We start from the raw sequence: 20,608 nt of genomic DNA, 5'->3' as shown, positions 1-20,608 counted from the left end.
AAATTTTTTGAACCTAAATAATAAAAAAGTTTTTATTGCTCCACATACTCCAAGAACAACTATGTTTAAAAGTGAGTTGAAAAATTCATGTAAAGATATTCATATTTTAGGTTTTATTGACAAAATAAAAGAGGATGAGGGAATATATAAACTTAATGATATTGTTTCAAAAGAGTATGATTATATTTTGATTTTGTCTCAAAATCATTTTGACTCTATTTATAAAGATTATAAAAAGCTTTTACCTGCAAAAAAATTAATAAAGGTAGATATCAAAAACAATAAATATCTTTTTTTTAATTATGTAGATATTCTCAAAGAAAATATAAAAAAGATACCAGTAAAAATAAAGTTTTTTATTTTTGAGAAGTTAGTAAAGTACTTTGATAAAAAAGATAGAAAAAAAATAGTCTTTTTAAATAAGTCTTTTATCAGTACTAATAATAAAGCACTTTATGTATATTGTATTGAAAATAAATTAGATGTAATGCTTCTAATCGATAATGAAGAACAATATAAGATATTAAAGAAAAATAATCTTCCAGTAGCGAGATTGAATAGCTTATCATCATTCTTTTATCTAGCAAGTGCAAAGATGGTGATTCAAGACCAAGGTAATTCAAATTATTTATTGCCTTTTTTAAGTGTAAAACAAAAAACCATACAAATATGGCATGGGATACCACTTAAAAGAATGAACTTGCTTGTTGGACATGTTTATGATTATTTTGTAGGGACATCAAAGTATGTTAACGATACTAGTTTGTCTGCTGTAATACAAGCAAAAGAGTATACAGATTATGGTTATCCTAGAAATGATTTGCTTTTAAAAGACCATAGTAAACTTGACTTATTATTTTGTGATGAAGAGTTATATGAGTTATCAGAAAAAGAAAAAACAATTGTATATATGCCTACACACAGAGAATCATCATCTGGAATAGGGCAAAATAAAAATTTAGTTCCAATAGATTTTAAACGACTTAATAAAAAGATGAAAGAGCTTGATACATATTTTATAGTTAAATTTCATCCATTTGTAATGCAATTTTATGAAGATATTAAAAACTCTGATGAATATTCAAATATCAAATTTCATAGTATTCAAGGAGATATTTATCCATTATTAAAATATGCAGATATATTAATCACTGACTACTCCTCTATTTATTTTGACTTTTTACTTCTAGATAAGCCTATTATATTTTTTGATTATGATTATGAAGAATATTCATCAAATATGAATGGATTTGTTTATGATTATGATACTTGTGCTCCTGGTAAAAAAGTTCAAAATGAAGATGGATTATATGAACAGATAGAAGAAGTTTTAAAAGGTAAGGATACCTTTAAAAATGAACGAGAAACTGTATTAGATAAGTTTTTTACATATAAAGATGAGAACTCATCCTCAAGGATAATGAAAAGGTTAAATAATGAATAAAAGATATTATATTGCACCTTCTTCAACTATGTCAAAAGCACTTTATGAATCTCTTAGAAATAAAAATGATGGTGAATTTTTAGGATATATAGATAGTTCAAAAGAAGGTGAAGGGATATACAAAATAGATGATGTATCATCGAAAGATTATGATTACATCTATATAGTTTCTCCTAACCATGGAATAGTAATAGATAAGTATTTATGTAGTAAAGGACTGAAAAGGTCTAAGATAAAACATTTTGAATATAAGAGTGAAGAATTTGAGGAAGTAAGTTATCTCTCTTTATTTATTCATAACAAAAAAAGAAAGTTATCCCTTTATTTACAAAAAAAACTCCATGATTATAAGCATGTATTTGAAAAAAATAATCATATACTTTTATTGGCACCCGAGTTTATAGATATAAATATAAAAGCTCTATATCTTTACATCTCAAATCACACAAATTTTAAAGTAAGTATTGCTACAAGTAATGAAAAGCAATGTAAAGTTTTCCAAAAAAATGGTTTTGATGTTGTGACTTATCCTTCTTTTTCTTTTCTAATAAAAAGTTTATTCTCAAAGTATAAGATTCTAGATCATTCACCTATTCATGATGAAATATTAATTAGCCTAACAAATTCATTTACTGTACAAATCTGGCATGGTATTACCATAAAGAAGCTAGGTCATATGGCAAACTATAAAAAAGTAAAATACGACCTGATGGTTTCAACCTCTGATTTTGTTACAGAGTACTCTTTTTCAAAACTGTTTGATTATAAGAGTATAATTAATTCTGGATATCCAAGAAATGATATATTGGTTAATGGTGTTTTGGATGATAGAGATTTAGTTATGGCACATAAAGGTATATATGAGTTTGTTAAAAGTTGTGATAAAAGAGTTGTAGTCTATATGCCTACTTGGAGACCATACTCTCATATTAAAAATCCAATAGATTTAGATGATTTAAATGATTTTGCTAAAGAAAATGGTTTCATCTTTATAATAAAATCACATCCTTTTACTAGAAATGATAGTTTTTATGACTCGACATTTGATGAAACAAAGTATAAATTTTCAGAAAAATATCAAGAAAATGTTCTATTTTATCCAACAACAGATGATATTTATCCATTATTATCACTGTCAGATCTACTAATAACTGATTATTCTTCAATTTATTTTGATTATTTATTAATAAATAAGCCTATTTTATTTTTTATTTATGATAAGGATATATATTTAGTGGAACATGGTGATTTTATGTTGAGTTTTGAAGAGTATACTCCTGGTGAGAAAGTAGAAAATTATGTACAATTGAAAAATATAATTTTAGAAAGTTTTAGCGATAAAAAATTCAAAAAAAGTAGAGATAATATTAAAAAGATTTTTTTTGATATTCTAGATGGAAATAGCTCAAAATTAATTACTGATTCAATAATCAATAAAAATAATATAAATTAAAAATATAGGTAAAAAATGAGTGCAAAAAAGATTAAATTAACAAATGAAGAACGTGAAAGTATATTATATAGTAAAACTTGTAGAATAGATAATGATTTTTCTAAGCTTTGTTTATTTTCTCATTTTGATGCAGAACATATAATAGATGAATATGTAATTTTTTGTATACAAAAATTATTTGAATTAGAGTTTGATATAGTTTTTGTAACAACTTCTGAAAAAATTGGTTTTGAAGAATTAAGTAAAATTAGTAAATATTTAAAAAAGATAGTTATAAAAAAGAATGTAGGGTATGATTTTATTTCTTGGAAAATAGGTTTAAGTGAAGTTGATTATTATACAAAATATAAAATGATTCTGCATATTAATGATAGTATCTTTTTCCCATTAACTAATCCTTTAGGAATGTTCGAAACGATGAAAAAAAAGAGTGTAGATTTTTGGGGTATATGTGATAGTTTTACTTTTAAACATCACATAGAAAGTTTTTTTTGGGTTTTTAATGAAAAAATAATTAAAAGTGTTTTTTATAATAAATTTTGGAATGAATGTAAAAAAATAGAGAATAAAATTGATCTAATAAAAACATATGAAGTTGAATTTACTTCTCTTGTAAAAAAGAATAACTTTACTATATCTTCATATATATCTATGCAAGAATTACTGGATTATGCAGCTTTAAATTTTAATGAATATGATTATACTGGATTATATCAAAGTACTCCTTTTCATAGTTTTTGGGAAATTATTATTGAACACTTTAAAGCTCCATTTATTAAAAAAAACATACTTTGCTATGGACATAAAGATTATAATATAGGTACCCAGTATTGGGAAGAGTGTATAAATAAATTTACAGATTATAATAAAATTTTAATTAGTAATAATATAGAAAGATTTGTGAAAACTCTAAATGATAATAATAGTATCAATTTTTATAAAAATTTAAATACTTTTTTATATACTACTGAAAGTTTAAAACATAAAAAAAAGTTTATTATTTATGGGTATGGTGTAGTAGGACAGTTTGTTCATTCCGTATTAAAGGAAAATGTTGTTGGAATAATTGATTCAAATTTTAATAAAGTGAATGAATTTCAAAAAAGATATGGATTATCTGTTGATATTGTTCATCCTGATTTAATTGATAATATTGATTTTGATGAAATTATTTTATGTGCATTTGGAAGAGAGAAAGAAATTCAAAAAGAATTAAATAATAAAAAAATTTATGATAGTAGAATTATTAATCCATCTCTTCATATTGAGGGGTCCTCCTTAAAATTTTCTAATAATATTACATCTTTTGCTAGAACATTAAAGTATATTCATTTTCTTAATTTAAAAAAATATGCTAAAATTTCTTTGTATAATTCTTCTTCTATTATTTTAAAATATTGTAATGAATACATGAAACAGAATAATTTAAATCCTGTTGAAAATTATACTGTTACTAAAACCATTAAAAGAAATAGACTTTCTTTTTTTATAGAATCTAAGGCAATGAAGAATAGTACAACTATTCCCTTTTATGTTAATTAAAATTTAATAAATTATAAAATATAGGTATTTCCTTTATTCTTTAATAATATTAAAGATAGCTTTTTAGAGTTAATATCAAGTTGATTCTTTTCTAATAGTTTGTGGAAATGAATATAATTAGTTATAAATTTAATTATATTTTTGTAATTAGAATTTAATACTGTAGTAATTTTACTATCAGGGAGTTTCCTCTGATAATCTGGATATATAGCTTTTGCTATAATTTTAATATCATTTAAATCTTTTTTATTAAAAATATTTTTAAGTGGGACTATATTATCTTTTTGTTCGATTCTTTTTTTGAAGAAGTTTACTACATTAGAATTATCATTTAGTGGAGTGGATATAATTAAATCAAATTTATTATAATCAATATCATTTTTAAGTGTGGAAAAAAGTTGATTTTTGTGTACACTTGTGCCAATATCTTTTTCTCCATATTTTTTATCAACTATTAGAGATATTTTGTCTTTTAGTATAGAGTGAATCACCTTTCCATATATTCCGTAACCATAAAGTAATATTTTAGAGTTCTCTTTTATAAGTATATTTTCTAGTTTTCTTTCTAAAACCTGGTAGATATCATAATCATTAGATAGGTTTCCTAATATTCTTTTGGAATTACTATTATCATACTTTATAATATAGTTTTCGACTCTATTTAAATACTCTTGACTTATAAAATATTTTAAAAACTTAGTCTCTTCTTTGTATTCAGAATGACTTTTTAATAGCATGTTTTTTTTTATAAACGGAGCATTAAATTTGTCTATAATTATATCCCAAGCAAACCAATATGGGTTGTGATTATTTAATTGTTTTATATCATTGTGATTTACTAATGCCCCAACTTTATAATTATGTTTTTGGATTAATTTTGTCAATCCTATTTCATAATTATCTATTATTTGTCGTTTATCTAAGGTAAAATCAATGTCTTCCCAAAATTTTTTGTATAATTTACTATTTATTAACCTTTTATTAAAAAATAAAAAAAAACTTTGTATATGAAAACCTTTTTGTATTGAACTTGTTAGCCCATAAAAATCATACTTTGAGGCATTTTTAAATAATCTACTTGGATTAGAGATAGGAAATATTATGCTATCGTTTACATGTAATATGGTATCATACTTTTTGTAATTATTTACAATATTTAATCCACATTGCCATGCTGCAAAATCATATCCAATATTTTCTTTTATAATTAATATATTAATATATTTTTTAATCTTATTTATTTCAATCATTGACAAAGTATCTGAGGTGGTTATAAAAACTATATCAAAACCAAATTTATTTAGTGATTTTAAATATTCAATAACGTATTCATCTATTCTATTATGTATATCAAAATGTGAAAATAAGGTTAATTTATTAAAACTACTATTTCTAATGTACCGTATTTTTCTTATCTGAAACTTATTCTTTAGTCGATTATTCATAGGATTACTTTTATTTTGATTTGTTTTTAATCTTCTGTTGGATATAAATTATTCACTACATCTTTAGCATTTAAATCCCATTCCATTTTGGAATTAGAAATTTTCTTAATCATTATAGATGAACCTCTCCATCCAGATGACTTCTCCGCATCTGCAAGAATTTCTTCATAACATCTAGGTACAATATATTGAAGTTCACTTAATTCTGTTCCCAAAATTTCGAACCCTGTATGTTCATTAAATATGCCATGCCATGAAGTATCTGAAAATCTGTAAAAGTCCCAGGGAAGATCATGCATACCAATTGTCTGATGAGTACCTATATATGCAACAGCACCTTTTTTCATAATACGATTCATTTCAATAGCCACTTTCCATGGCATTATAAGATGTTCAAAGACAGCAGAAGAAAGTATTATGTCAAAATGTTCAGAAGGTAAAAATTTACTCATTTCATGACAATCACAAACAACATCTACATCTTTATCTTCAATAATATCAAGTATTGTTACATCTTTTTTAAATGTATCTCTGTACCTATTTGCATAGAGTACACCACTTCTTGCTCTCCCTCCTATATCTAACATAGTTTTATAGGAATCATCTTTAAGATATTGTAAAAATAGTTTTGGTAGTTTTAAATTTGTATTTTTTCTACAAGAGATTGATTCATTAATATCTTTTAGTTTTGTTTTATATATATAATCACTAAAAATTAGGTCAATTTCCATATCATCCATATATTTGTCTTGAGAGACTAGTATTTGCAGGGAAAATATAACTTTTGAATGTTCTTTTTGATTTTGAATCACTATAGAATTTATAAATCTTTTATCGGAGGAGGTAATATTTTTTAAAATGCAATTATCAATGAATACTACTCCTTTAATATGTACGGTGGCAAAAAATTTACTACAACTTATAAAAGTTAATTCATTTTGCATTATTTTATTCCCTTTAAAATTAAATAGGTTAGTCTTCTGGATATAAATTATTCACTACATCTTTAGCATTTAAATCCCATTCCATTTTGGAATCAGAAATTTTTTTTATTAAAACTGATGAGCCTCTAAAGCCAGCAGATTTTTCAAAATTAGCAAGCTTATCTTCATAGCAAAAAGGTACAATATATTGAAGTTCACTTAATTCTGTTCCTAAAATTTCGAACCCTGTATGTTCATTAAATATGCCATGCCATGAAGTATCTGAAAATCTGTAAAAGTCCCACGGAAGATCATGCATGCCAATTGTTTGATGAGTTCCAATATATGCAACAGCACCTTTTTTCATAACACGATTCATTTCAATAGCTACTTTCCATGGCATTATAAGATGTTCGAAAACAGCAGAAGAAAGTATTATGTCAAAATATTCAGAAGGTAAATACTTACTCATTTCATGACAATCACAAACAATATTAACATCTTTATCTTCAACAATATCAAGTATTGTTACATCTTTTTTAAATGTATCTCTGTATTTATTTGCATATAGTACACCACTTCTTGCTCTCCCCCCTATATCTAACATAGTTTTATATGAATCATCTTGAAGATATTCTAGCCATTGTTTTGGTAGTTTCAACTTATTCTTTAATTTTGATGCAATTGAAAGATTTATGTCGCCTAGTTTTACTTTATGACTACAGTCTGTAAATATAAATGTTAGTTCTAGGTTATCATTAAAATTATTTTCAGATAAAAATATTTGTAATGAAAAAATATTTTTTGAATTTATTATTTTATTTTGAAGGACAGTAGAGTTTATAAATCTTTTATCTGTAGAAGTTACATTAATTAAAGTAGAAGCCTCACTATATATTACTCCTTCAATATGAACTGTCGCAAAAAACTTAGTACATGTATTAAAAATAACTTTAGATATCATATTATATTTTCCTATGTTTTATATTAGTATACTCTTTTAATGCTATTTCCCAATGAGGCATTTTATAGTATTTATTAATTTTTGAATTACACAAAACACTATATTTTGGTCTTAATGCTTTTGTTTTGTATTCTTCATAAGTTGTTTTACTTATTGGGTAATTAATCTCTGTTAATTCAAATATTTTTGCAGTAAATTCATACCAACTACAGTTGCCTGTATTACAACAATGAAATATACCAAAGTCTTGTATCTCATTTTTTATAAAGTAGTGTATTGCTTTTGCAATATCCAATGTATGTGTAGGTGACATATATTGATTTGATATGATACTTAATGGTACATCTTTTTTAGCTAAATTAATCATTGTTTCTACAAAGTTTCCACCTTTTCCTGAGGCACCACTTTCACCGAATAAAGAAGAGACTCTAAAAATAAAAAATTTCTTAGTATAATTCTGAATAGCTATTTCTCCAGAATATTTTGATAATCCGTATATGTTTAAAGGATTAGGAGTATCTTCCTCTTTATAAGGTTCATTTGCCATTCCATCAAATACATAATCTGTAGATATGTGAAATAATGTTATATCATTTTCATTAGAATATTTTGCTAGTTGATAGACAAAACTAGAATTTACTTTAAAGGATTTGTCTGGGAAATCTTCACATTCATCAGTTTTATGATAAGAAGTAGTATTTACTATATAGTCAATATTTGAATATTTGTTTAATTTTGATATTTCATCTTGTGCAATATCAAAATTCTTTCTAGTTAAACAAATAAGCTCAATATCCTCTTTAAATACTTTTTTTATATCACTACCTAGTTGTCCATTTGCACCTAATAATAAAACTTTTTTCATTATATATCCAATATTCCACCATACATTTCAGCATTTTTAATTATTTTATGCCATTTGATAAGGTCATTATACCAGTCAATAGTTATAGTATCTGTATTTTTTTCTAAAGTACCATCTTCTAATCTATCAATTATATCTTTTGCACCCATACTTGCATTCCATTTAGGTTCCCATCCTAAAATCGTTTTGATTTTTGTAAAATCTACACTATAGCTTCTATAGTCTATATCTCCATACCATTCAATTTTAATCTCTTCATTAAGTTTTTCTGATACTGCACGAGCTACTTCTTCACCTAATTCACCGAGTTGATAATTATTTGTAAAGCCACCTACATTAAACAACTCACCATTTATTTTAACTGTTTCAATTTCTAGTAATAAGCACATTACATCAGTTGTATCTTGAACATGAACCATTGGTCTATATTGTTTTCCATCTCTCATAAGTGGAAGCTTTTTATTTCTCCAAGCTCCATAGGTCATACCATTAATAGCTAAATCAAATCTCATTCTTGGACTATATCCAAATACCGTAGATTGTCTCATGATAGTAACACAAAAATTTTTATCTGCCAGAGGTAATACCCCTTTCTCTGCTCTTTCATTTGCTATTGCATAAACTGTTAAAGGGTTTGTTTTTGCAGTTTCATCTACTTTAGTATCTTGAAAACCATATATACTACAACTTGATGGTAAAATATATCTTTTTACTCCCATCTTTTTTGCAATGGTTGCTGTTCTTACTCTACTTATATGATTTATTTGATATGTTGCTTCTTCAAATAGTTCTCCACTTGGGTCATTTGAAATTGCAACTAAATCTATTACAAAATCAACATTAGCAAAGATTTCTTCATTTATTCTTCGACTATCTTCCTTTATATAAACTAAGTTTGGATTTTCATCTAATTTTTCTAATCCAAAAAAGTATCTATCAACAGCTTTTACCTTATAACCTTTTGATAGTAGTTTAGGGACTAATGTTGTTCCTATGTATCCACCTGCCCCTGTAACTAAAACAGTTTTTTTCATGAATTTACTCCATATTCAAAGTTATTATCAGAATCTTTTAATAAAATTGCATTAGTATCTTTTTCTGAAAGTATTGGATTTGACCAATTCCAATTTATATTTAGTTCTGGGTCATCCCATTTAATACATCTATCATGTTCTGGGGAGTAAAATTCATCTACTTTATATAACAAATGTACATTAGGAACTAAAGTTAATACACCATGAGCAAAGCCTTTTGGTACAATAATTTGACGATTATTATCTGCACTTAGTATTGCTGATATATGTTGTCCGTAAGTTGGACTATTTTTTCTTATGTCAACAACTACATCAAGTATGGCACCCGTTATTGCTCTAACAATTTTAGTCTGTGCTTTTGGTGAAGTTTGAAAGTGTAATCCTCTTAATGTTCCTGCTTCAACACTCAAAGAGTGATTGTCCTGTATAAGTTCATAGTTAATTCCTAAATTTTCAAAAGTTCGTTTAGAATAACTTTCTTGAAAAAAGCCTCTTTCATCTCCAAACCTTTTAGGCTCTAAAATAATTACACCTTCTAGATTAGTTTTTATTATTTTCATTTCTTTCCTTAATTATATAAATTATTTTATCCAATTTCTACCTTCATTTGCTCTTTTAATTAAATATTGTCCATATTGATTTTTGATTAATGGTTCAGCAAGTTTTAGAAGTTGTTCTTTATTAATATATCCCATTTCGTATGCAATTTCTTCTATACAAGCAACTTTTAGGCTCTGTCTATTTTCTATGGTTTGAATAAACATGCTTGCTTCAAGTAATGATTCATGGGTTCCTGTATCAAGCCATGCATATCCTCTTCCTAGTAATTCTACTTTTAATTGATTCTTTTTCATATATTCTTCATTAACATCTGTGATTTCAAGTTCTCCGCGTTCAGATGGCTTAATGTTTTTTGCTATTTCAATAATTGAATTTGGATAAAAATATAAGCCTACTACTGCATAGTTAGACTTGGGTTTTTCAGGTTTTTCTTCTATTGAAATTGCATTATTATTTTTATCAAATTCTACTACACCATATCTTTTGGGATCTTTTACATAATATCCAAATATAGTTGCTTTATTTTCATTTGTAACATTTTTAACACTTTGCGTTAAAAGCTCTGTAAGTCCATGTCCATAGAATATATTATCCCCTAAGATTAAGCAGACATCATCCTTAGCAATAAATTTTTCACCTAATATAAATGCCTGAGCTAGTCCATCTGGATTAGGTTGAATTTTATAAAAAATTTTTATACCTAGATTACTCCCATCTCCTAATAATTCTTCAAATCTAGGAAGATCTTGAGGGGTAGATATAATTAGTATTTCTTTTATACCAGATAGCATAAGTACCGAAAGAGGATAATAAATCATTGGCTTATCATAAATTGGAGTAAGTTGTTTACTAATACTCTTTGTAATTGGATAAAGTCTTGTTCCACTTCCTCCAGCTAAAATTATGCCTTTCATTATTTTCCTTTTTATATAATATCTTTGTATTTAACTATATATCCAATATTTGAATATGTATTTAATTGTTCTGTAATTTCATTAAAATATTCACTTGTTATAATAACCAGATATTTTTGTTTAGAATCAGCAAGATTAAATATTTGATTTGATGAGAATATTTTATACTCATTAAAATATTCTCCATGTTTTTTAACATCATTGTCACAGATAAAATCAGGATTAAGTCCCAAGTCAATGAACTTTTGCCATCTTTTTTTTAGGCCGCTTGATGCTCCAAAAAAGACTATTTTAAAATTCCCTGTATTTTTTAATAGTAAGAGAAGGTCATTGCAAACTACTTTTTGGTTGAAATGCTCTTTCTTGATTATTTCAATAGATTTTCTTAATGCTTCTTTCCCAATATTTACATATCTTATTTTAGCATTTATAGTAAAATCCTTTACACTCTGTATGGTAAAGTTATTTAAGCTAATTTCAGGAGAAACACTTTCAAAGTAAAATTTGTTTCCAATAGTTCTTGATGCATTAGATTTGATATATGGTCTTAAATTTATTATTGAATGATTTTTATCTGAAAGAAACAACTCTTCTATTTCTATAAGACAACTATTATCAAGAAGATATAGTCTAAAAGTCTGAAAATCTATATTTGCAGTATAAATGTTAAATATAAAACTTTGGGAAGCAAAAGTATTCAGTATATGTTTTTTTATTAATTGATTGTTTAATAGTAGTTTTATATAACTAGTAGAATTAAGAGTGTCTAAAGAATGAACAGGTTTTTTTAAGACACTCTTTATTAAATATTTTTGTTCAGGTCCATTTACATACATACAAAAATTTTCTTCCATTTGTTGATAAGTAGGATTGTTAAGATCAATATCAAAGTATTCACTCAAGTCAATATTATGAGAATTGTTAAAATGACTTAAAGCTCTCCATATGATGTAATTTTTAGGTATATTTATATGAAATATCCATTCATAGTCAATAATTGTAAATTGATTATCTTCATAAAAAATATTGCTAAATATTAAATCTATATTTGCAGGATTTAAAATTTCAACTGCCTCTTTCTTTTCATAGGTTCCAAAAATATTTTTAAAGTTTTCACATGGGTTGAACTTAATTTTTTCAGAGGTAGACATGTTGTTAATCAATTCTAAATAAGATTCTAAATAGTATTTTAATTTAACTAAGTTATTTTTTTCAATACACTCTAAAATTAAATTTTCAAATGAACTTCCTTTTGCCATATCAAAAATTAATCCGGAGGAAGTTTTTTTTGGTTTGACTAAGTTTACGTTATATTTAGATGATAATAATTCATAATTATCATACATATTATCGAGATGAGAGGGGATGTCAGGTATGTTTATTAGCTCTTTTATAACAAACCTTTCGCCTTTCTTATTTTGAATGATTTTAGTCATAGTTTGAAACTTAGCTAATCTTTCTTTTGAATATTTTACAAAGATTGTTTTCATAAAGTTACCTCAATTAAAAAAGAATTAGCAAAAAATGGAAATTGTTTATTTTTAATAATATTTTTATATGCTTTTTTTTCATCAAATAAAACATGGCGTTCTTGATCAAAGTTTGGGCTATATGTATCAAAAAAGTCTTCTAATGTTGGTAGATAATCATCACTATAAATTACTTTTGGTACTTTATAATCTGGCATTGGATAATAAAAATTAGTATTTGTAAATCCTATTTCTTTAAGAAGTTGAGATATTTCTTCTTTCCCAAACGTTTGTATTTCTTTTGAGTTTGGATAGTCATCTATACTATCAAAAATAATACTAGTATGATCTTCTGGTGCGCCAGCCCAATACTTTAGTCCAAATTTATTTTCAATTGCTATAAGTATTTTACCATTTGGGTTAAGATAGCTTTTTATGTTTTCTAAAAAAGTTTTAAAAGGGGAACTCCCCTCTGTAAATTTTCCGGCATATTCTAAAACACCTATAAGTGTAATATAATCAAACTTTTCTTCAAAAGATATGTCATTTAAATTACCTGCAATTATTTCAAGATTTTTATAATTGTTATGTCTATTATAAATTATTTCTGCCCGTCTTTTTGAAAGTTCTACAACCTTTACTTTACTTAATTTCTTTGCAAACATACCACTAAAAGCTCCACAACCACCTCCAATCTCTAGTAAAGAACTCTCTTGATTAAAATCATACCAACTTAATAAATTTTCTCTCATAGGTGTTAAATGGTAGAATAAAGCCCAATTATCAGTTCCATCTATAATATCTGCAAATGTATTGTTTCGTTTTACAATTTCTAGGATGTCGTTTTCTATATCACCGTCCGAATATAGGTCTGAGCCTTTATAGTATTCTAAATTTAATTTTGTCAAATAATTCTCTTTTTCTTTTTTTGTAGTTATAAATGATAGCAAATTATCTCTTAATACATTACCTCCTTGTATCCCATAGTTTAAAAACTTATTTTTAACTTTTTGTACTTCTTTACTAAGCCACCATTCTTGGATACTATTTTCATTATTATTTACAAAATCTGCAGCTATTATTGGATCTGTGTATACTATTCCTACTGAAATCATTTCTTTAAATAGGTCATTTACACATTCATCTAAATAACAGTTTTCATGTAAAAATATTATTGTAGGAATATTATGTAGGAATGATTGAATATAAGCAGAACCAATGTAATCTAGTATTACAAGTTTAGAGTCAAGCATCGCTTCTAAACCATTCTTTTTGTGATTATCAATTTCTAGATTATTTAAATATTGTTTAAGAAAATACTTGGGATTTGATACAAGCCACTTTTTAGTAAGGAAAATAGGAGCTGTTCTATAAGTAATATTTTTAATTAGATTACTAGAGAGGTGATCAAAAAATCTTTTTTGAAAAGTAAAATAATATTTTGAGTCTTCTCCTGTACAAAAGTTTATACTATTAAAGTTTGTCTTTTTTGCATATGCTGGAGCAGTCATATAAAGTATTTTTTTTAGATTTGAATGGATATAATTAAGTTTAATATTTGACCTATCGTATCCTTCATGCATAATACCTGTCGATATTAAATTATTATTTTTATTGTATTTTTCTTCATACCATCCTTGTGTTAGATATAGATCTACAATGTTAATAAAACTATTAACAGAATTATTTAAAAATATATGTTGTAATCCATTATGTTCATTACAAAGTAATTTTACACCTTTTTCTCTTAAGCATGCGATAAATATAGATAATTGGTGCTGACTTATCCATTGTTCTGAAACTATATATTTTAAGTTTTTTAACATTTTAATATGACTAGTATAATAATTATTTATATTTTTAAAACTTTCAAGAAATACTGTGGGGCAAAGAGTTTCTAATGTTTTCCAAAAAAATAAATCAAATTTATCAAAACAATCTATTTTTGAACTTAGAAAAAGACGATTCTTCTTATCTAATTTAATGATATTTTCATAAAAATGGCTTGTGAATTCTTGATGAAATACTTTGTTATTAGTTATATTCATTAATTGTTTCAAACTATTTTTATCAGATGCAACACCAAAAATTAATATTTCTACCTTTTCTAGTATTTTATTCTGTAAAAACATACTTTCACTGTAATTCTTAAATTTTGATCTTGATATCTTGTATTCATTTTCAAATTCAACTATAGATTGTGTTTTATTATGAAATAATTCATAATATACATGAAATAGTTGCTCTTGTGCAAATTCAGAATTTGAAAGATAATCTCTCAAGTCTTCTAAATCAAAAGGTGTATAAAAATTATCTTTTGACAAAAGAGTTATTGATTGGTTATTAATATCAAAACGAGATTCTACTTGAGAGAAAAATTCATAAACTAATGTAATATATCTTTTTAATCCAATATAAAAAAATTGAGACCAATATTTATCTGAATAATTTTTTTCATGAATAGTATTTAATCTTTGTGAAATAATCTTTGTATATTGTTCTGTTTTTTTATTGATGTATGATTCACTTTTAATCCAATCTTTTTTTGTTTTTCTGAGAATAGGGTTTAATTTAATATTGAAATTAGGATTATTAATTTTAATGTAATTATCTAGTGCGATATGATTTTTATTATCTTCTAAAAATAAGGATGACGCTACAAATTTATAGGGCAATTCTTCTTGAAGTTTCATAAAAAGTCCTTGAATTTTTTTGATGTTAAATCATATTGTTCTTTTTTCCCTATATCTACCCAGTAACTATCCATGATAAAAGTCTTTGTTGATTTATTATCTTTTTTTAGAAGTTCAAAAACTTCGGGTAAATCAAAAAAAACATTTTTTGGTATATATTTTAAAATAATAGGATCAAAAATGTATATACCCGTATTTATAAAAAATGAATAAATTGGCTTTTCTTTCATCTCTATAATATTTTGTTCTTCATCCATTGAAACATTTCCATAGGGTAATTGATAGGTTTCTTTTTTTACACACATAGTTGCATTTGCTTTTGAATATAAATGTTCATTTAGCATCTCATTAAAATCAAGGGATGTGATTACATCCCCATTTGTTACAAAAAATGGTTCATTAATATCTAAATCTATTAAGCTCAATGCTCCACCTGTACCTAATCTTTTTTTTTCTTCAAGATATTTTACTTCAATTCCAAATTCATTACCATCTTTAAAATAATTTTTAATTATTTCTGATTTATAATTTACACTAATAATAAATTTTGTAAACCCATAACTGGTAAACATTTCTATTATATGTTGTAATATTGGTTTATTCCCTATTTTTAACATTGGCTTTGGGATATTTTTTGTGAGTTCTCCTAGTCTTGTTCCTAATCCACCTGCCATTATGACTATCCAATTGTTTTTTAAGTTAAATTCTATTTCATCTAATGTAAAAATTTTAATAAATTTATTGTCATTGTCAACTAGAGGTATATGCCTTCTTCGAATCTTTTTTAAATAGTTAATAATTTGATTTTTAGATGAATTTATATGAAGTTTATATGGATTTTTGTTAATTATATATTTTAGATCTAATTTTTCATTTAGAATAGCTTTTCTAATATCTCCATCAGTAATTAAACCAGTAAGTTCATTACTTAGATTTACAACTGGTAATATGCCATTGCCATTTTCATCAAGCAACTTAATTGCTTCATTTATTTTAGTGTTATTGGAGAAAATTAATTTTTTATTCATACGTACCCTTCATTAAAAATTCTGCAAACTTAAAATCTATTTCTTCATCAATATCTATTGATCTTTCTCTTGGCATTATGTAGGCATAAGAATTTTCATTGTAATAAGTTTTATGTTTAATTAAATCATATTTAAAAATAAATATTGCACCATTTGGATAATAACTTTTTTTTATCTCTTGACGATTTAATATACTATCATCAAAAATATTAGTAAACTTTTTCTCTTTAGTTATGTATTTATGCCATACAATTGGATGATGTTCTTCTGTATAACTTATAACACTATCCGCATGCTTTTTTTTAAATAGTTCAATTGCATTATCTATATCTTCGGTTGTTCTTAATGGCGAAGTTGGTTGTAATATAATAATATTATTTATTGTATGATTAAAATCAGAATTTAATTTTTCTATAGTATAAATATAGGTATCGACTGCTTTTGCTTCATCAGATGCTAAGTATTCAGGACGTAAGAAATAACTTTTTGCACCTAGTCTTAGCGCAATTTCTTCTATTTCTCTACAATCTGTTGAAATAATTACCTCAGAAATATATTTTGATTTTAATGCTGCCTCAATTGTATATGCAATCATAGGCTTCCCTAATAATTCTTTTATATTTTTTTTTATTAAACCTTTTGACCCACATCTTGCAGGAATTAAAGCAATCATTTTAATCAAAATCCTCTTTTTTAAGAATATGTTCACTAGCTAAATTTTTTCGTAGCTTTTTGCCAATTATATATTGAGCCTCATTTGGTATAAAACCTGTCCCTGGACGTTTAAATACTAAATCTTCTTCTGTAATGATATGCCCTTTTTGTAAATTATTTTTTAATATGATACTTCTTCTAAATTTTTTCTTTTTTTCTTCTTCATCTTCTGAAATAATTCTTTTGAAGCTACCTAAAGATTCAGATATATTTTTAGATTCTTTAACAATTATTTCCATTTCTGTAGGATCAGCTGATATTTCATGATCCCAACCTGGTAAGTTTTTATCAATAGTAAAATGTTTTTCTATAATACAAGCACCTAAAGCTATGGAAGCTAAAGGAATTGAAAACCCTATAGAATGATCTGAAAAACCCACTGGATATGTAAATGTATTTTGTAACATCAAAATATTATTTAAATTAATTTGTTCATTTAACGGTGGATAAATTGATATACAATGGAGTAAAATTATTTTAAAATTATTTTCTTTTTCTATAGTATTTATTGCATTTTCAATTTCTCCTAATGAGGCCATCCCTGTTGAAAGTACAATAGGTTTATTAAACTTTGCTATGTATTTTAGAAGAGGAATATTATTTATATCCATAGATGCAATTTTATAAAAAGGAACATTTAAATCATTTAATAAATCAACTTCTTCATTACTAAATGGGGTGGAATTAAAATCAATCCCTTTTTTTATACAATAGTCTCTTAATTCATAATGTTGATCCTTTCTTAAATAATATTTTTCTACCATTTCTCGTAAAGAACCAAAGTGTTTTTTTTTGGAGTCCGCGTATGTAGTATTAGCTTTATATTCTGGTTCACTTATTAGGCTATTTGTGTCCCATGACTGAAACTTAACACAATCGCAGCCACATTTTATAGCTTCGTCAATCATTGCCTTAGCAAGTTCTATGTCACCATTGTGATTAGAACCTATTTCTGCAATAATATAAGGTTTACAGTAATTATAAATTTCTTTATTATCTGTTAATTGTATTTTCATTTTAACTTATTACCTTTTAAATTAATTCCCACCAAAGAGGGTTTATTATTTTATTTTGTTTGATTTTTTGGATATCTGTTAGGTTTTTTAACCTATCTAATTCTTCTTTTAGTATACTATCATCAAAAATCTTTAATAAATATTCATAATGGATTATTTTAACTTCAATACCTTTTTTTAAATCATTAATACTTAATTCTTTTAAGCCAATTAAATTGTTATCGTATTGTCTATAATAAGTTGTTGTATCATTAGTAAATATTGTTTTTGCACCATTTATTATTAGCAGAGAGAATATATACCAATCTACTGCAATTATTTTTTTTGGAATAAAAATTTTATCTACACCTTTTAGTGAAATTGCAGTGTTAGATAAACCAAAAATATTCTTGGTTTTAATAAAATCATAATTTATAGTAGATTGATTTAAAAGCCTATTTGAAATATAGTTTTCTTCATAAATACCATGGAAATTGAATAAGCTTAAATCATTTATTACAATATCATTATTTCCTAATAAATTTATTGATACTTCAACTCTATTATTATGGAATAAATCATCAATATCTCCAAATATTATGATGTCATACTGCTTTTTTATACAATAGTTTATTCCATATTCGCGATTTTTTGAAATACAATTTGTATATTTTAATTCAATGATAGATAACTTTGAATAGGATTGTTTGATTTTTTCAAAATTTTTATAATTGTCATTTACCACAATAATATCAAAATTTTTATAAGTTTGTTTTTGTAATGAATCAAAAAAATCTTCTATATATGAAATATCAGTTGGAAAAATTGTTGTTAAAAAAGCAACTTTTTTCATTTTAGTATACTACCAGCTTTAATAAATCCTGTTAGACTTATATATTCTTTAGTAGTTGTATTACTTCCAACAAAAGTATTTGCTTGTACATTTACTCCTCCATTTATAATACTTCCAGTTGATATATGACAATTGTCTTCAATAATTACATCGTGTTCAATTAGAGCTTTAGTATTGATTATACAATTTTTCCCAATTTTTACATTTGCATTGATTAAAGCATGGTGTAAAACTACAGAACCCTCTTCAATGAGTGAATGTGCAGAGATATAGGATAAAGGAGAAATTATTACAGGTAAGTTGAAGCCTATATTCTTTAATTTATTAAATAGATCAATTCGTATTTTATTAGATTTTATATGACCAATTGTTATTACTGCATTTTTGCATTTTTTTAAAATATTTTTTAATTCGTCATCACAAGCAATTATATTATAATTTAATACTTTTTTACCATAATTTTCTTTTTTATCAATTATTCCAAGTATTTCATACTTATTTTCCAGTTCAATTACGTCTATTACACTACGGCAATGTCCTCCTCCTCCAATAAGAACTATCTTTTCTTTTGTCATATTCTTACACTGCTTGGAATATTTACAACTCTTTCTTCTAAATATTTGGTATTTATTAGATCATCTTTTTGACAGTCTTTAAACATTTCAAGGTCACTCATAATTCTCCAAATTGGTCTGGTCATCACTCCATTTTTATTTGTAAATTCTAAGAATTGTTTTTTTTGTTTTTGATCACTTAATAAAATGGCATTTAGCCAATAATTTGATTTTGATTTTTTTGGTTCTCTTACAAAAGTTATATTTTTATCCGAAAAAAATTTTTTATAAATGTTTGCTAATTTTCTTTTAGATTTTAAAAATTTGTCTAAGTTTTCCATTTGTGCTACTAGCAATGCAGCATTAATATTAGGCATTCTATAATTATAGCCTATATCATCATGTATATATTCATATTTATGGGATTTTTTAGCTGTTGTTGTAATATGTTTTGCTTTTCTTGCTAGTTCTTCATCATTTGTAACTATTATTCCACCACCTCCAGAAGTGATTATTTTATTTCCATTAAATGAAAATACTCCAAATTTTCCAAAAGTTCCAGTATGCTTTTGTTTATAAATAGAACCTAAACTTTCCGCACTATCTTCAACTAAATTAATATGCCACTTAGTACATATTTTTTTTATGTCATCAATTTTACATGGATGACCAAATGTATGCATTGGAACACACGCTTTTATAGTTTTTTTTGTTACTTTATTTATACAGTTATTATTTATTACTTCACAGTTTCTTTCTAAGAACTTTTTTAAAGATTTTGGACTCATACCCATTGTTTCTAAGTCGACATCAATAAATATAGGTTTTGCGCCACAATAAGTTATTGCATTACAAGTTGCTATAAAAGTAAGAGCTTGGGTTATGACTTCTGTATTTCTTTCTACTCCTGCTAAGTGTAATGAAATATGTAAAGCAGCAGTACCATTAACTGTTGCTATTGCATAAGTACTTCCCACTTTTTTTGCAAATTCAGATTCAAGGATATCCACATATTTACCTACTGTTGAGACAAAAGTTGAATCAATACATTCATTTAAGTATTTTTTTTCATTTCCAATAAAAATTGGTTCATGAAGAGGTAAAAAACTTTTGTTATTAAAAGTTTGTTTTATAAAGTTAATTATATTTTGCATTTT

At 25.3% G+C, this 20,608-nt stretch carries 18 protein-coding genes; 3 read left to right on the top strand and 15 right to left on the bottom strand.

Annotated features, from left to right (window positions below; genetic code table 11):
- Nucleotides 1-7: 7 nt before the first annotated feature.
- Genes ACNI28_RS05535 through ACNI28_RS05525 form a run of 3 tightly spaced genes read left to right on the top strand, consistent with a single transcriptional unit; the run spans nt 8 to nt 4,439 of the window.
- Nucleotides 8-1,444, top strand: coding sequence for a CDP-glycerol glycerophosphotransferase family protein (locus tag ACNI28_RS05535; RefSeq protein ID WP_419766226.1), 1,437 nt, complete (start codon nt 8-10; stop codon nt 1,442-1,444).
- Nucleotides 1,437-2,897 carry a CDP-glycerol glycerophosphotransferase family protein gene (locus tag ACNI28_RS05530; protein ID WP_419766225.1) on the top strand — a complete coding sequence of 487 codons (1,461 nt, stop codon included), beginning with the start codon at nt 1,437-1,439 and terminating at the stop codon, nt 2,895-2,897. The genes ACNI28_RS05535 and ACNI28_RS05530 overlap by 8 nt, the downstream gene beginning before the upstream one ends.
- Nucleotides 2,898-2,912: 15 nt before the next feature.
- Nucleotides 2,913-4,439: a rhamnan synthesis F family protein gene (locus ACNI28_RS05525; RefSeq protein WP_419766224.1), complete on the top strand. Its 1,527-nt coding sequence runs from the start codon at nt 2,913-2,915 to the stop codon at nt 4,437-4,439.
- Between the two features lie 11 nt (nt 4,440-4,450).
- On the opposite strand, the gene ACNI28_RS05520 is transcribed toward ACNI28_RS05525, so the two are convergent.
- From ACNI28_RS05520 to ACNI28_RS05450, 15 genes are all read right to left on the bottom strand, one after another.
- Nucleotides 4,451-5,884, bottom strand: a complete 1,434-nt coding sequence (locus tag ACNI28_RS05520; RefSeq protein WP_419766223.1) for a rhamnan synthesis F family protein — start codon at nt 5,882-5,884, stop codon at nt 4,451-4,453.
- Nucleotides 5,885-5,910: 26 nt separating this feature from the next.
- On the bottom strand, nt 5,911-6,696 hold the full coding sequence (locus ACNI28_RS05515) for a methyltransferase domain-containing protein (RefSeq protein ID WP_419766222.1): 786 nt from the start codon (nt 6,694-6,696) through the stop codon (nt 5,911-5,913).
- A 160-nt stretch (nt 6,697-6,856) separates the two neighbouring features.
- Nucleotides 6,857-7,771, bottom strand: a complete 915-nt coding sequence (locus tag ACNI28_RS05510) for a methyltransferase domain-containing protein (RefSeq protein ID WP_419766221.1) — start codon at nt 7,769-7,771, stop codon at nt 6,857-6,859.
- A gap of 1 nt (nt 7,772) precedes the next feature.
- Nucleotides 7,773-8,636 carry a dTDP-4-dehydrorhamnose reductase gene (gene rfbD, locus ACNI28_RS05505; protein ID WP_419766220.1) on the bottom strand — a complete coding sequence of 288 codons (864 nt, stop codon included), beginning with the start codon at nt 8,634-8,636 and terminating at the stop codon, nt 7,773-7,775.
- Nucleotides 8,636-9,670 (bottom strand): NAD-dependent epimerase/dehydratase family protein, encoded by a 1,035-nt coding sequence (locus ACNI28_RS05500; protein WP_419766219.1) that lies wholly within the window; start codon nt 9,668-9,670, stop codon nt 8,636-8,638. The genes rfbD and ACNI28_RS05500 overlap by 1 nt, the downstream gene beginning before the upstream one ends.
- Nucleotides 9,667-10,230 carry a dTDP-4-dehydrorhamnose 3,5-epimerase gene (gene rfbC, locus ACNI28_RS05495; protein WP_419766218.1) on the bottom strand — a complete coding sequence of 188 codons (564 nt, stop codon included), beginning with the start codon at nt 10,228-10,230 and terminating at the stop codon, nt 9,667-9,669. The genes ACNI28_RS05500 and rfbC overlap by 4 nt, the downstream gene beginning before the upstream one ends.
- A 21-nt stretch (nt 10,231-10,251) precedes the next feature.
- Entirely contained in the window at nt 10,252-11,145 is an 894-nt protein-coding gene (rfbA, locus tag ACNI28_RS05490; RefSeq protein WP_419766217.1) for a glucose-1-phosphate thymidylyltransferase RfbA, read from the bottom strand.
- An 11-nt stretch (nt 11,146-11,156) separates the two neighbouring features.
- The gene (locus tag ACNI28_RS05485; protein ID WP_419766216.1) at nt 11,157-12,635 is read right to left on the bottom strand and encodes a hypothetical protein; all 1,479 of its coding nucleotides are present in this window, start codon (nt 12,633-12,635) and stop codon (nt 11,157-11,159) included.
- On the bottom strand, nt 12,632-15,307 hold the full coding sequence (locus ACNI28_RS05480) for an LIC12162 family transferase (protein WP_419766215.1): 2,676 nt from the start codon (nt 15,305-15,307) through the stop codon (nt 12,632-12,634). The genes ACNI28_RS05485 and ACNI28_RS05480 overlap by 4 nt, the downstream gene beginning before the upstream one ends.
- Nucleotides 15,304-16,335: a nucleotidyltransferase family protein gene (locus ACNI28_RS05475; RefSeq protein WP_419766214.1), complete on the bottom strand. Its 1,032-nt coding sequence runs from the start codon at nt 16,333-16,335 to the stop codon at nt 15,304-15,306. The genes ACNI28_RS05480 and ACNI28_RS05475 overlap by 4 nt, the downstream gene beginning before the upstream one ends.
- Nucleotides 16,328-17,008 (bottom strand): acylneuraminate cytidylyltransferase family protein, encoded by a 681-nt coding sequence (locus tag ACNI28_RS05470; protein WP_419766452.1) that lies wholly within the window; start codon nt 17,006-17,008, stop codon nt 16,328-16,330. The genes ACNI28_RS05475 and ACNI28_RS05470 overlap by 8 nt, the downstream gene beginning before the upstream one ends.
- A 1-nt stretch (nt 17,009) precedes the next feature.
- Nucleotides 17,010-18,065, bottom strand: a complete 1,056-nt coding sequence (locus ACNI28_RS05465) for an N-acetylneuraminate synthase family protein (RefSeq protein WP_419766213.1) — start codon at nt 18,063-18,065, stop codon at nt 17,010-17,012.
- A 16-nt stretch (nt 18,066-18,081) separates the two neighbouring features.
- Nucleotides 18,082-18,897, bottom strand: a complete 816-nt coding sequence (locus tag ACNI28_RS05460; protein WP_419766212.1) for a glycosyltransferase family A protein — start codon at nt 18,895-18,897, stop codon at nt 18,082-18,084.
- Nucleotides 18,894-19,472: a NeuD/PglB/VioB family sugar acetyltransferase gene (locus ACNI28_RS05455; protein ID WP_419766211.1), complete on the bottom strand. Its 579-nt coding sequence runs from the start codon at nt 19,470-19,472 to the stop codon at nt 18,894-18,896. Before ACNI28_RS05455 ends, ACNI28_RS05460 begins: the two co-directional genes overlap by 4 nt.
- The gene (locus ACNI28_RS05450) at nt 19,469-20,605 is read right to left on the bottom strand and encodes a LegC family aminotransferase (RefSeq protein ID WP_419766210.1); all 1,137 of its coding nucleotides are present in this window, start codon (nt 20,603-20,605) and stop codon (nt 19,469-19,471) included. The genes ACNI28_RS05455 and ACNI28_RS05450 overlap by 4 nt, the downstream gene beginning before the upstream one ends.
- Nucleotides 20,606-20,608 lie beyond the last annotated feature (3 nt).

It is taken from the genome of Arcobacter denitrificans (SeqCode) (assembly GCF_048571185.1).
In the GTDB taxonomy this organism is placed as follows: Bacteria; Campylobacterota; Campylobacteria; order Campylobacterales; family Arcobacteraceae; genus Arcobacter; species Arcobacter denitrificans.
This window is presented reverse-complemented; position numbering and strand designations above follow the sequence as displayed.